This window comes from Dactylosporangium sp. CA-152071 (genome assembly GCF_050936335.1).
Lineage (GTDB): Bacteria > Actinomycetota > Actinomycetes > Mycobacteriales > Micromonosporaceae > Dactylosporangium > Dactylosporangium maewongense.
On record NZ_JBNJMZ010000002.1, the window covers coordinates 3,386,757 to 3,399,754 of the forward strand.

The window sequence follows — 12,998 nt, forward strand, 5'->3', positions numbered from 1 at the left end:
AAGGTCACGTCACCTGCAGCCCAGACTCGTGTGATGATAAACCGCGCCGATCAGCGATGGTGTCGGCACCCGTAGATATCGGGCCAGCACAGGCATGTTCTGGCCGGGTGATCTCAACGAGGAGGCCGTGGTGAACATTCCGGATGAAGACCCCACTGGCGCTGGCCGCCTGCGGGCATGGATTGACGGTCTCCGGAACCATCCTCTCGGTGTGAGGCCAACGTTCGAGCAGCTCCGGATGGTGCACCCTGGGCTACAGCCAGCCTCCGGCGATGGACTGGTCGCTGCCCATCCCCAGAGCCAATTGCAGGTTCCGGGAGAGGACGCCTCGGCCGTGACGCTACTGGGGTTCATCACGTCTGAGCCAGACGCCCGCTTCGATGCGCATGGACGCGCAGCTATGCTGGGAGCGTTGTTCACTCTCGTTACCGACCGTCGATGCCAGGTCGCCCCGGAAGTCTTCGTACATGTGGAGGGGCAAGAGCACCCTTTCGCGATTCCGGTAACGGGTCAGGTCGATTCGACACTAACCCGGGTCTTTCAGCAAGCCTGCCCGTGGTTCATGATCGGAAATGAGGAAGGTGCCTGCCATCTGGGATGATCTGGCTTGTCGAAGGCCCTGATCGTCCGCCATGGAAGGCACCTGCCGAGTGAAGGCTACCGGATCGCGTCCGAAGATCATCGTGAGTGCTGACGGGCGTGGCGTGGTCGGTCACGCCGGCGCACGGCTCCTCGCCGACGTTGCTGAGGTGACCGGCTTGACCGCGGCGTGTGGTGATGCCTTGGCCGGGTTGCGGCAGCGGCGCGGTGTGCATGACCCGGGCCGGGTCGCGGTGGATCTGGCGGTGATGCTCGCCGACGGCGGTGAGGCGATCTCGGATCTGGCGGTGCTGCGGGATCAGGCGGACCTGTTCGGGCCGGTGGCGTCGGACCCGACCGCGTGGCGGCTGCTGTCCGACATGGACGATACGGTCCTCGGCCGGCTCCGCGACGCCCGTGCCCAGGCTCGGGAACTGGCGTGGGCGCAACGGATCGAGACCCGCGGCGGTCTGCCCGAGGCGTCGGCGGCGGGTCGGACGGTCCCTGGTCTGGTCCTGGATCTGGACGCGTCCATCGTGCTGTGCCACTCGGAGAAGGAAGCGGCGACCCCGAGGTGGAAACGGACGTTTGGCTACCATCCGTTGTTCTGCTTCCTGGACAACACCCGTGAGGCGCTGTCCGGGATGCTGCGCGAAGGTCGGGCCGGGTCGAACACCACCGCCGACCACGTCACCGTCCTGGACGAAGCCCTGGCACAGATCCCCGACCAGCTGCGGCACGGCACACCGATCCTGATCCGGTCGGACTCCGCCGGCTGCACTCACGGCCTCCTCGCCCACATCCGCGGCCTGCGCGAGCGCGGCCTGGACGCCCGGTTCTCCGTCGGCGTCGCGATCACCGAACCGATCCGTCAGGCGATCCTGACCGCCAAACAGCACCTGCAATGGGTACCGGCACTGGACAGCGACGGCGAACCCCGCGACGGCGCGGAGGTCTGCGAACTGACCGGTCTGGTCCCTGACGACGGCTACCCGGCCGGGACCCGGTTCATCGTCCGCCGGGAACGGCCGCACCCCGGCGCCCAACTGTCGCTGTTCGACACCATCGAGGGCATGCGCCACCAGGTGACAGCCACCGACACCCCACCCGGCGACCCCACCGGCGGCTCGATCCAGTACCTGGAAGCCCGCCACCGCGCCCACGCCCGGGTCGAGGACCGCATCCGCACCGGCAAGGACACCGGCTTCGGCCGGTTCCCGTCCCGGGTCTTCGCGATCAACGCCGCGTGGCTGGAACTCGCCCTCACCGGCATCGACCTGATCGCATGGACCCAGATGCTGCTCCTGGACGGTGAACTCGCCACCGCCGAACCCAAGAAGCTGCGCTACCGGCTCCTGCACGTCGCCGCACGCCTCACCCGCACCGCCCGCCGAACCCGACTCCGCATCGCCGAGACCTGGCCCTGGGCAACAGATCTGACCACCGCGTTCACCCGCCTCAACGAGCTACCACGCCCGACCGGCTGACACCCACACCCGATCGCGTCGACACCGCACGGAGGAAACCGGCCAACGCGCCGGGACCTCGGCACGCCCGCACGACCCGCGACCCGAACAAAGATCAACAAACCGGCCTCAGTCGCCATGATCGACTGGTAACGAAAGACCGAGGCTAAGCCCTGATCCACCGACGAATTGATGTGACCGTGATGGGCCGGGCGCGACGATGCCCTCGCGAGCTGGAAAGATAGAGGTTCTTGAGGCTTCCATCGTCCGGTTCGAGAGGGCACCGTCGAGGTGAGAATATCGCACGGCGCGACGCGGGTGCGCGCATCGTTTGATGATCCGAATCTGGTGTCGTGCGCTGGTGTGGAGCCGGTGATGACCCTCGCCCAGCGGTGTGACCTGCACGGCATCGTGGCTGCTCGGCTGCGTGTGCCAACGGACAAGGGGTCCAACGCGGCGGGGAAGGTCGCTGCGATCGTGGCGGGCATGGTGACCGGTGCGGACTCGATCGACGATCTGGACGTGTTGCGTCACGGTGGGATGCCGCTGCTGTTCGACGGGGTGTATGCGCCCTCGACGCTGGGGTCGTTCCTGCGGACGTTCACCCATGGCCACGTCCGGCAGTTGCAGGCAGCGTCGCGGCAGTTCCTGGTCCGGATGGCCGGACAGGCCCGGTTGCTGCCCAGCGCCGGCGCGGTCACGTTCGTCGACGTCGACTCGCTGCTGCGCAGGGTGTACGGCAAGCAGAAGCAGGGCGCCGGGTTCGGTCACGCCAAGGTCGGCGGCTACCAGGTGCTGCTGCGTGGCCTGAACCCCCTGGTGGCCACGATCAGCACCCCGGACGCGGCGCCGGTGATCGCCGCGACCCAGCTGCGCGCCGGCAACGCCGGCTCAGCCCGCGGAGCGGCATCGCTGATCGCCGAGGCCGTCGCCACCACCAAAGCGGTCCTGGCAGCCCAAGCAGCCCAACCCGCCACCGCCGCGACGACAGCCGCAACGGTGGCGGCTGAGATCATGGTCCGTGCGGACTCGGCGTTCTACTCCCGCACGGTGATCACCGCCTGCCGCCGGGCCAGGGTGCGGTTCTCCGTCACGGTCCGCATCGACGCCAAGGTCCGCGCGGCGATCACCGCGATCGACGAGGACGCCTGGACCGAGATCCGCTACCCGCAACCGGTCTGGGATGAGGACCAGCAGCGGTTCATCTCCCGCGCACAGATCGCCGAGACCACCTACACCGCGTTCGAAGGCACCCGCCACGAAGTCACCGCCCGGCTCATCGCGCGTCGCGTCCCAGACCTGAACAAGTCCACAGTGGATGGTCAAGGTGAGCTGTTCACCGTGTGGCGGTACCACGCCGCGTTCACCGACAGCCCCTACGTGCTCGTCCAGGCCGAAGCCCAGCACCGCGGCCACGCCATCATCGAACAGGTCTTCGCCGAACTCATCGACGGACCCCTCGCCCATCTACCCTCCGGCCGGTTCACCGCCAACAACGCCTGGCTGACCTGCATCGCCATCGCCCACAACCTCACCCGCACCGCCGCCACCCTGGCCGGACGACCCCACGCCACAGCCCGCGCCGCCACCATCCGCCGACACCTGATCAACGTCGCCGGCCGGATCAGCCGACACGCCCGCGAGGTCACCATCCACCTACCGCAACACTGGCCCTGGCAACACAACTGGCTACGACTGTTCACCACCGCGCACGCCCCACCCACCTGACCATCCACACAGGACAGTCACTCGCAGCCGACGCCGGCCACCCCACAACGACAGACCCCACCGAGACACGGAGCGCACCGGCAACCCGGCCGGTCACCCCCACGCGCCCGACCAACACCCAAGATCATGAACTCAGACCAGCCGAGCATCGAAACCTCATCGGTGGATCAGGGCTAAGCCCTGATCCACCGACGAATTGATGTGACCGTGATGGGCCGGGCGCGACGATGCCCTCGCGAGCTGGAAAGATAGAGGTTCTTGAGGCTTCCATCGTCCGGTTCGAGAGGGCACCGTCGAGGTGAGAATATCGCACGGCGCGACGCGGGTGCGCGCATCGTTTGATGATCCGAATCTGGTGTCGTGCGCTGGTGTGGAGCCGGTGATGACCCTCGCCCAGCGGTGTGACCTGCACGGCATCGTGGCTGCTCGGCTGCGTGTGCCAACGGACAAGGGGTCCAACGCGGCGGGGAAGGTCGCTGCGATCGTGGCGGGCATGGTGACCGGTGCGGACTCGATCGACGATCTGGACGTGTTGCGTCACGGTGGGATGCCGCTGCTGTTCGACGGGGTGTATGCGCCCTCGACGCTGGGGTCGTTCCTGCGGACGTTCACCCATGGCCACGTCCGGCAGTTGCAGGCAGCGTCGCGGCAGTTCCTGGTCCGGATGGCCGGACAGGCCCGGTTGCTGCCCAGCGCCGGCGCGGTCACGTTCGTCGACGTCGACTCGCTGCTGCGCAGGGTGTACGGCAAGCAGAAGCAGGGCGCCGGGTTCGGTCACGCCAAGGTCGGCGGCTACCAGGTGCTGCTGCGTGGCCTGAACCCCCTGGTGGCCACGATCAGCACCCCGGACGCGGCGCCGGTGATCGCCGCGACCCAGCTGCGCGCCGGCAACGCCGGCTCAGCCCGCGGAGCGGCATCGCTGATCGCCGAGGCCGTCGCCACCACCAAAGCGGTCCTGGCAGCCCAAGCAGCCCAACCCGCCACCGCCGCGACGACAGCCGCAACGGTGGCGGCTGAGATCATGGTCCGTGCGGACTCGGCGTTCTACTCCCGCACGGTGATCACCGCCTGCCGCCGGGCCAGGGTGCGGTTCTCCGTCACGGTCCGCATCGACGCCAAGGTCCGCGCGGCGATCACCGCGATCGACGAGGACGCCTGGACCGAGATCCGCTACCCGCAACCGGTCTGGGATGAGGACCAGCAGCGGTTCATCTCCCGCGCACAGATCGCCGAGACCACCTACACCGCGTTCGAAGGCACCCGCCACGAAGTCACCGCCCGGCTCATCGCGCGTCGCGTCCCAGACCTGAACAAGTCCACAGTGGATGGTCAAGGTGAGCTGTTCACCGTGTGGCGGTACCACGCCGCGTTCACCGACAGCCCCTACGTGCTCGTCCAGGCCGAAGCCCAGCACCGCGGCCACGCCATCATCGAACAGGTCTTCGCCGAACTCATCGACGGACCCCTCGCCCATCTACCCTCCGGCCGGTTCACCGCCAACAACGCCTGGCTGACCTGCATCGCCATCGCCCACAACCTCACCCGCACCGCCGCCACCCTGGCCGGACGACCCCACGCCACAGCCCGCGCCGCCACCATCCGCCGACACCTGATCAACGTCGCCGGCCGGATCAGCCGACACGCCCGCGAGGTCACCATCCACCTACCGCAACACTGGCCCTGGCAACACAACTGGCTACGACTGTTCACCACCGCGCACGCCCCACCCACCTGACCATCCACACAGGACAGTCACTCGCAGCCGACGCCGGCCACCCCACAACGACAGACCCCACCGAGACACGGAGCGCACCGGCAACCCGGCCGGTCACCCCCACGCGCCCGACCAACACCCAAGATCATGAACTCAGACCAGCCGAGCATCGAAACCTCATCGGTGGATCAGGGCTAAGTGCACCTATGCCAGCATGGAAGGAAATCGATCCGCGATTTCGCGAAGTGGTCGCCCGGCTGACCAGTCTCCCAGAGGACGACATGGCGGCGTTGAGCGCTGCCATCCACATGCATTACTGTGCCGCATTGCTGATGACGCGAGATCTCGCTGGCGCCTATGCACTCGCTGTCGGCGGTATCGAGTGCCTCGCCCAACGATTCGGCAACCCGCCGAGCGAGTGGCAAGATTGGGACAAATCAAAGGGCTGGGAAAATTTCATTGCTAAGCACCGGCTCGGCGAGGAGCAGGCCTCGGCGTTGCGCACTCGCCTAATGAAGGACCAGCAGATCAAACTTGCCGAGACCTTCGCAACCTACGCGAGCACTCGGTTGCACGAGGGCTTCTGGTCGGAACCGGTCCGGTCGTACGAGTGGGGCGTGTTCGCGGATCCAGCCGGCGCGCGCCCCATCGAAGGATCGTGGTCAGACCCGCGTCCGCGGGGACCAGAGTTCGGAGACGACCAGAATAAGGTTAAGGCCGCCTTCAAGTACGCCTACCAGCTGCGATCCGGCTACCTGCACGCGGGGAAACGCAATGTGACGTTTGTCCAGGACGCGTTCGGCGCTGCGCTGGTGACCAGCGACTCCGACGGTTCGCACGATGACAAGCCTCGACTGACGATGGCGCAGCTACGGGCCGCGTTGCGTAGCCTGATCATCCGGGAACTGGTTGAACGAGGCGACCCTGACCCCAGAGGTATCGAGGAGATCGGCTTCCGCTTCGCTACGGAACCAGGGGCCGCAGACGCCATGACCGAGTAACAAAGTTCTACCGGTCCTCTTGCTTTCCTCCACCCTGCACTTCTCTCAGGAACAGCAGCATTTCGTCGACCGCGACCTGCTCCTGTTGCAATGCCTTAGTACCCCATTCGTCTTCGACGGGCGGGGTCGGCGGCGCGGCCACTTCCCGTAGCAGCGTTTGAAGAGCGAGCGGTAGATCCGGCGCAACGAATCCTTCGGATTCAATCGTCATCCGGTGTGTCCGCAGGCTGTGCAGGCTGCGTGCGAGGTCACGGACGAGCGCCTGCAGGTAGCTCTGATGGGTGACGTCTATCGATGGCCAACACGGGATCTACGTAGTCATTATCTCAGTCTTTTCAATTGGCTGGCCCAACACTTCGGTGGACGCATAACCGTAGAGCGATCTGGCTACTCCTACCGTTGGCTGACTCATCTTCGACGTACGTTTCCCGAGGGTAGGTACATCCATCTCTACCGTAATGGGCCTGACTGCGCACTCTCGATGAGTCGCCATGCCGGGTTTCGATGTCTGATGCTCCGCAGGATGGCATCACAGTTGTTGGGTATCGACGACTTCGACCTAACCGCAGCACATGCACCGATGCTTCCGGCGGGCTTGGCAATGGCGGCAGGGCATCATTACTCGAAGGAACTACTGTTCGACGAATCAATTTCAATTGAATCGTTTGGCTTGCTCTGGTCGGAGTTGGTGTGCGAGGGAGTGCGCCAGCTCCAGGAATTCGGACAGGATTCCGTGCTGCACGTTTCCTACGAAGCTCTGGTAGCTAACCCCGCGTTCCAGCTGGAGCGAATGGTCGACTTCATTGGAGCGGCACCAACAACAGGATGGATCGAACGCTCCTCGAGTCTTCTTTCGAATCATCAAGCTGGCAATGCCGTCAATCTTCCTGCGGCTGAATATGCAGCCCTGCGTCGGGCATGCGCGGCAGGCGCTGAGGCGATCCGTGCAATTGCAGGCTGCTGACCTTAGTCGTTCGGATCTGACAGCGACGGTAACGCAATCACTGTCTGGGCGTCGCCTGCCAAAGGTTAGCCCGCAATCCATTCGGTCTTGCCGTCGACGTCGCGGAGGAATCCGTCGACGTTGAGGTCGTAGGTGGCGTCGACGGTGTTCCAGTCGCGGGGTTCGAGGATGGACAGCGTCCATTGGTAGTGGATGGTGACCTTGCCGGGCGTGATGGTGGTGACGGTGACGATGCCGTCGGGGCGGGTGTCGAGTCGGATGGTGGGGTACCGCTGTACGGTCCATTGCGGGTCGGTGGTGATCGTGTACGGGGTGAGGTGCACCATCGGGCAGGTGTGCAGGTTGGGTGAGGTCACGTCGGTGTCGGGTTTGAACACGCGCTGCGCTGCGCAGGCGTCGATGCGGTCGCGGAGTTGCTGCTCGACGTTGGTGGTGAGGGCTGGTTTGAGAGTGGCAGGCAGGTCGATAGTGACTGGGGTATCGGAGACGACGGCGGTGGCTTCGGCGGGTTCGTAGAGTGCGGTGCCGGGTCTGGTGGCGGTGTAGCGGCCGGGCGGCGCCCAGAATGTCCACGGCTCGTCGGGGTTCGCCTTGTCGAGTTCGGCGGCGGCGAGGGTGACGGTGGCGATTGCGGGTTTGGGCATGGTGATGGTGGAGCCTGGCAGTTCGGAGATGGACCAGAAGCCGCTGAAGAGGCCGGTGCGCTTGTACCGCACGGTGACGGTGTCGGTCAGGTGTTGTCCGTCGACGTCGTAGGAGATCTCGAGGTACCGCTGCTTCGCCCCAGACCTGGACGATGACGGTGTCTGCGAGACGTCGCTGTCGATGCGCAGACGCTCCGGTGGTTGGTAGCTGGTCCGCAGCGCCGCCGGCTGGCACAGCGGGTTCATCGAGCAGGGTGCGGCGGCGGGGAGCCGGCTGGTGTCGCGGGCGGTCAGCTGGCTGAAGAAGTCGCGGACGAGGGCCTGCGGGCCGGGTCCGGACGTGCTGAGGAAAGCGATGACGGCGACAACTCCGATGACGACCGCGACGACGAGGGCTCCGGCCTGCAGCACACGGCGCCGGGTCCGTGCCGCGGGCCCCCGTGACGGCGCGACAACCGGCGGGCGTTGCGTGTCGGGCAGTCGGGGAAGCCGGACGCGTTGACCGGGCCGGATCTGCGCAGCGCGTGGCGTGCCGAAGGCGACCAGCACGGTGAGAGTCGCGCGGTTGGTGGCTGAGGCTCCGTCTCCGTGGGCGGATGTGGTCGACTGATCGGCGGTGTGGTCCTGGCCGGGGGGTGCCGCGTGTTGTTGCTGGTCAGGGGTCTGCATGCTCGTTCCTCGTGGATGCGGACGGACCGTGTCGTGCCGCCTGTGCCGGGCGCGGTGTGTCGAGCGGGTGCACGGTCGTCGGGTCCTGCGGGAGGTGATGCTCGGCGAGGTGCTCGGTGTAGGTGGCGGCGGCGCGGCGCATTGCGGTGCTGTCGCCGGCGGCTGCGTGCAGGGTCATCAGCCTGCGGTGGACGGCCTCGTTCGTCGGGGACACGTGCAGCGCCTGCCGCAGGAGCTGGATTGCCGTCGACGGGTCGGGCTCGGTTTCGGCGAGGTGGGTGAGCACGTCGATCTGATGGCGGGTGACGTGCTCCCGGACGGCGGCAAGCCACTCGTAATCCCAACCCCGCGCGAGTTCACCGGACGCATCGGCGCGGCAGAGGCCAACGACTTCGGTGAGCAGCTGGCGGCGGTGGACCGCATCGATGGTGGCTGCCGCCGCATTAAGCTGGGCTTGGAGTCGCCAGAGGTCAACCTGGACGGTGCTGGTGTCGAGGCGGTACCACGCCCCGGTGGGGTCGCCGCGTCGCTGGCGTTGCAGGAGCACGGGAACGTGGGCGGCGTCGTGCAGGGTGCGGCGGAGCTCGGACATGGTGGTCTGGAAGCTGCGGTGCGCAGCGCGGCTGGGGGTATCCGGCCAAACCGATTCTTTCAGATCTGCCGCGCTCAGCCCGGCGCGGTGCACGGCGAGCAGTACAAGCATCTGTTGGCCAGCGGACCGGCGGATCTGCACCGGGCTGTGGCTGCCGTCCGGGTGCGGCATCAGGATCGCAGGGACACCGAGGACGCGGACCAGGAGCCGCCGCGGCTGATCGGCTTCCTCCGGCGGGGGCTCTGGCCACGACAGCGGGTGCGACCCACCGGCAGGTATGCCTGTCGGGTGGCTACTCGAGGTGTCTGCTGACCAGGTGCCGGGCATGGCGTGGCTGCTGTGCTGTTGATCGGAGGGCTGGACAGGGCCGTCGATTGGAGCATCGAGGTTCCCGACGATGGGTGTTGTGACGCCGAGTGCGCCGAGCAACGTGCGTGCCGTGGGCAGGTTCAGCACGGGCAGCCGGCCGGGGACCGGCGTAGGCCCAGCCACCGCGTGTAGTCGACCGTCGCTAGCCACATGCCACGTGGGCAGACTTGCCGCCGTGCCGATCATGACGGTCCGGACTGTGGCGTCGTCACCTGCTGCCGGGCTCCTTGGTTGGACTGGCATGCTCGCCGTTGCCGCGTCGGCAAGGACGACGATCGTGGTTGCTCCTGAACTCTTGGGTGCTGACGAGGCCGGCCGCCGCGCGTCGTCGGCGACGACCTGAACTGGTCCGGAATTATTGGCCTCGGTGTCGGCGCCGAGCAGCGCCCGCCACAGGCGTTCTGAAACCAGCACCTCCGTGCTGGCGGTCTGCCCGATGGTGACAGCGATCAGGAGGCCGCGGGCGGCGTCGTCTGCGCCTGGCCCGACGAGAGCGACGCCGGCGGGCGGCAGCATCTCCTCGACCGACCACACCCTCACTGCGTCCGGTTCCAGCACGTCGACGTCGTCCGAGGCCGTTGCAGTGTGGTTGGCGTCGGCCTCCATCGCTGAGCGGGTCAGCCGGGCGATGCGGTCCACCGCGGGCGGCAACGGTGCCAGGTCCTCATCGTGGCGACGCCACCTGCCAGGAGGTTGCGGTAGGTACTGGCGACGCCGTTGCGCCCACACGAGCGTTGCCGCCGCGGTGATGGCAGCAGCGACCGGCACCGGCAGCCACCCACCCGGCACCTCCACACCCATAACCGCCAACACCGAGCGGGCCGCGGCACCCTCGCCGGCCGCCGGGACAACGCCTCCTGCGTCACGAGGTCCGTGAACGGCCTGTGGCGCGACTGCAGCGGTTGAGGCGCGCACATCATGATCTGCCGGACCTGTAGTGCCACCGCCCCGGGCCGCCTCGACCGCCAGCAGGACCCCGCTGACCAGTGCGGTCACTGCGGCATGCAGCGGCACCGGAAGTCGAGGAGCCCGCCCAACACGCCGGACGGTGTCAACGGCATCGAGCACGACCATCCACAGCAGGGCCAGCCACAGCAACCACCCCGCGGTGACGACCGCCGCCACCGCGCCGCCCTCCGACAGCGGATCCACGACAACCTGCCGCCAATCCCACTGCGCCGCCCGCTGCACCATCACCAGCCCCGCCGGCAACCCGGCGAGCACGAGCAGCAACCCGAGCCCAGAGACGACGCTGCGGAACAGCCGACCGATCACCAGCCGCCCCCTGCGCCGTGAGACGGCAAGCCCGAACCAGAACCGTCGTTCGCCCAACCAGGCTGGCCTACATTGCTCGGGTGTGGTTGCTCAGCCGGCTCCGGCGGCGGGGTGAGCAGCTTCGGCCGTAGCAGCAGCCACGCTGTCCGGGCTGCCCACCAACCAGCGACAGCGAGCGAGAACCCGACGGCGACCGTCCCAGTGATCCGCCAGACCAGCGTCCCAGCGACCAGCAGCGCCAATGGCACCGCCACCAGCAGGCGGTGCAGGACTCGGCGTACGACGAGCAGGCCCACCGCCGCGCCGATACACGCCCCGCCCAGCCGCCCGACAGGGCCGATGATCTCCACGCCGGTCGTCGGGAACCACTGCTCCAACTGCCAAGCGAGCAGATTCAACACCAACGGGCTGCCGTGCTCATCGAACGACACCAGCAACGCACCTGCGCCGGCCAACATCGTCACCGCTGGCGGAAACCGCAGCCACGTCAACCACGACCCGCCAGGCGGTTCCGGCCGACGCCACACCACCAACGCAAGGATCATCACGACCACCGCAGTCGGCAGGACCGGCAACACCGACCACCGCAGCAACGGCCCCACATCCAGATCGAAGTATCCGGCCGCGATCATCGCGAACACCGCTGCCACCAGCAGCCCACCCGCCGCGCCACCCACCAACGCCAGCGCGAGCAGCCGATGCCGCACCCAGCCGACCAAGGCCGTGCCACCACCTCCAGCCTCTCCAGCACCACCACGCAATGCGGTCGTCACCGCCAACCCGCCCACCACCGCTACCATCCCGAGCTGCGCAGCCACCGCGAGCCCACCCCACGCGGCAAGCACCATCCCCCGGTCAAACACCTTCTCCCGCAGCCCGTACCGCTCACCACCAGCAAGGACCTGCCAGAACAGCACCACCGACCACACCACCGGCACCATCGCGGCCATCAAGTCCAACCAGCCAACCTCCGGCGCCGCATCCACCACAGGCGCCGACGTCGGCGCCTGCACCGCCCCCAACACCACCGCCAGATCAGCCTCCGCCACCACCTTCGGCGCCACACCCGTCGCCCGCGCGAGATCCTCAGCAACCTGCGGGCTGTCCGCTACCGAGCCGACCGCGCACACCAACCCGAGCGACCCCAAGGGCAACTGCGCACCAACAACAGCACGAACAGCGACATCACCCACGGACACGCCAGCTCCAATGACGCCATGAGCATCAAGAACGTCGGCTCCCGGACCAGCCATCCCAGCGGCCACCGTCGAGGAATCCACACTGGACAGGCCCTCGAAGCCGGTCTCGGTCCGGCGTAGCACCGTTGCGGTGCAGTCGTCCTGCCCAACCTGACACACCAGAACCGAAGCGCCCGCCGGCAACTGGACACCACCAGCGAGCAGATGCCAGCCCACCGCCACTGGCGCGGTTACCAGCTTCCCGACACCCAGCCCAGCGCGCTGACACGCATCACGCAATGCCGCCGCGCGCCGGGAACTCCATCCAGCCGGAACCGCAAGCGTCACCACATCGACATCGCCACCAACAGCCTGCCGCGCTGCCGACGCAACCTGCCGAAACAACGCCACCACCGCAGATTCATTCGGTTGCGGCTGGGTGCCTTCCTTGCCGCGGCCCGAACCCTCACCTCGCACCCGCGTCCGCGCCGCCGCGGCCGCGGCCAAGCCAGCATCGGCCAGCGCGCTGGTGTCGAGCCAGCCGACCCCAGCCAACGGAAGCACCATCGCAGTGCCATCCGGCCAAGCAACCGCAGCCCGCAACCGAGATGGCCCGAAGTCCAGCCCAAGCCGGACCTTATCGCCAATCGACACATTGGAATTCTTAACTGTATTTGTCAACCGAAGGTGACCTGGACGTCACATACAGCCGAAGATGAGTAGCTGTGGCTCGGTCTTTGAGTACTCCACCGCACCCAGGGCGCCGAGCCGCCTCGTGCTCCAGCGCAATGAGGACACCCCATTGATCCACGAGGCGGG

At 67.2% G+C, this 12,998-nt stretch carries 9 protein-coding genes; 5 read left to right on the forward strand and 4 right to left on the reverse strand.

What is annotated here, in order from left to right; translation table 11 throughout:
• Positions 1 to 632 precede the first annotated feature (632 nt).
• From ACQEVZ_RS55275 to ACQEVZ_RS55290, 4 genes are all read left to right on the forward strand, one after another.
• Positions 633 to 2,066, forward strand: a complete 1,434-nt coding sequence (locus ACQEVZ_RS55275; RefSeq protein WP_433383966.1) for an IS1380 family transposase — start codon at positions 633 to 635, stop codon at positions 2,064 to 2,066.
• Positions 2,067 to 2,336: 270 nt separating this feature from the next.
• Entirely contained in the window at positions 2,337 to 3,773 is a 1,437-nt protein-coding gene (locus tag ACQEVZ_RS55280; RefSeq protein WP_433359550.1) for an IS1380 family transposase, read from the forward strand.
• A 298-nt stretch (positions 3,774 to 4,071) separates the two neighbouring features.
• Positions 4,072 to 5,508, forward strand: a complete 1,437-nt coding sequence (locus ACQEVZ_RS55285; RefSeq protein ID WP_433359550.1) for an IS1380 family transposase — start codon at positions 4,072 to 4,074, stop codon at positions 5,506 to 5,508.
• A 185-nt stretch (positions 5,509 to 5,693) separates the two neighbouring features.
• Complete coding sequence (locus ACQEVZ_RS55290) at positions 5,694 to 6,488, forward strand: hypothetical protein (protein ID WP_433383968.1); 795 nt, start codon at positions 5,694 to 5,696, stop codon at positions 6,486 to 6,488.
• A gap of 7 nt (positions 6,489 to 6,495) precedes the next feature.
• Here ACQEVZ_RS55290 and ACQEVZ_RS55295 read toward each other — a convergent pair whose 3' ends face one another.
• Positions 6,496 to 6,699 carry a hypothetical protein gene (locus ACQEVZ_RS55295; protein WP_433383970.1) on the reverse strand — a complete coding sequence of 68 codons (204 nt, stop codon included), beginning with the start codon at positions 6,697 to 6,699 and terminating at the stop codon, positions 6,496 to 6,498.
• A 66-nt stretch (positions 6,700 to 6,765) separates the two neighbouring features.
• Here ACQEVZ_RS55295 and ACQEVZ_RS55300 point away from each other — a divergent pair, with 66 nt between their 5' ends.
• Positions 6,766 to 7,452, forward strand: coding sequence for a sulfotransferase domain-containing protein (locus ACQEVZ_RS55300; RefSeq protein ID WP_433383972.1), 687 nt, complete (start codon positions 6,766 to 6,768; stop codon positions 7,450 to 7,452).
• Positions 7,453 to 7,517: 65 nt separating this feature from the next.
• Here the strand turns inward: ACQEVZ_RS55300 and ACQEVZ_RS55305 are convergent, their stop codons facing one another.
• The 3 genes from ACQEVZ_RS55305 to ACQEVZ_RS55315 all read right to left on the reverse strand — a co-directional run bounded on the left by ACQEVZ_RS55305 (position 7,518) and on the right by ACQEVZ_RS55315 (position 12,746).
• Positions 7,518 to 8,507, reverse strand: a complete 990-nt coding sequence (locus ACQEVZ_RS55305; RefSeq protein WP_433383974.1) for a hypothetical protein — start codon at positions 8,505 to 8,507, stop codon at positions 7,518 to 7,520.
• A gap of 244 nt (positions 8,508 to 8,751) precedes the next feature.
• A complete protein-coding gene (locus ACQEVZ_RS55310) occupies positions 8,752 to 11,001 on the reverse strand; it encodes an AfsR/SARP family transcriptional regulator (RefSeq protein ID WP_433383976.1) in 2,250 nt (749 codons plus the stop codon).
• A complete protein-coding gene (locus ACQEVZ_RS55315; RefSeq protein ID WP_433383978.1) occupies positions 10,998 to 12,746 on the reverse strand; it encodes a hypothetical protein in 1,749 nt (582 codons plus the stop codon). The genes ACQEVZ_RS55310 and ACQEVZ_RS55315 overlap by 4 nt, the downstream gene beginning before the upstream one ends.
• Between the last annotated feature and the right edge of the window lie 252 nt (positions 12,747 to 12,998).

What these genes read in the sequence shown, in the direction of transcription:
- ACQEVZ_RS55295 (WP_433383970.1), bottom strand. Translation starts at nt 6,699, where the DNA reads ATGACGATTGAATCCGAAGGATTCGTTGCGCCGGATCTACCGCTCGCT.
- ACQEVZ_RS55290 (WP_433383968.1), top strand. Translation starts at nt 5,694, where the DNA reads ATGCCAGCATGGAAGGAAATCGATCCGCGATTTCGCGAAGTGGTCGCC.
- ACQEVZ_RS55275 (WP_433383966.1), top strand. Translation starts at nt 633, where the DNA reads ATGGAAGGCACCTGCCGAGTGAAGGCTACCGGATCGCGTCCGAAGATC.
- ACQEVZ_RS55315 (WP_433383978.1), bottom strand. Translation starts at nt 12,746, where the DNA reads ATGGTGCTTCCGTTGGCTGGGGTCGGCTGGCTCGACACCAGCGCGCTG.
- ACQEVZ_RS55300 (WP_433383972.1), top strand. Translation starts at nt 6,766, where the DNA reads ATGGGTGACGTCTATCGATGGCCAACACGGGATCTACGTAGTCATTAT.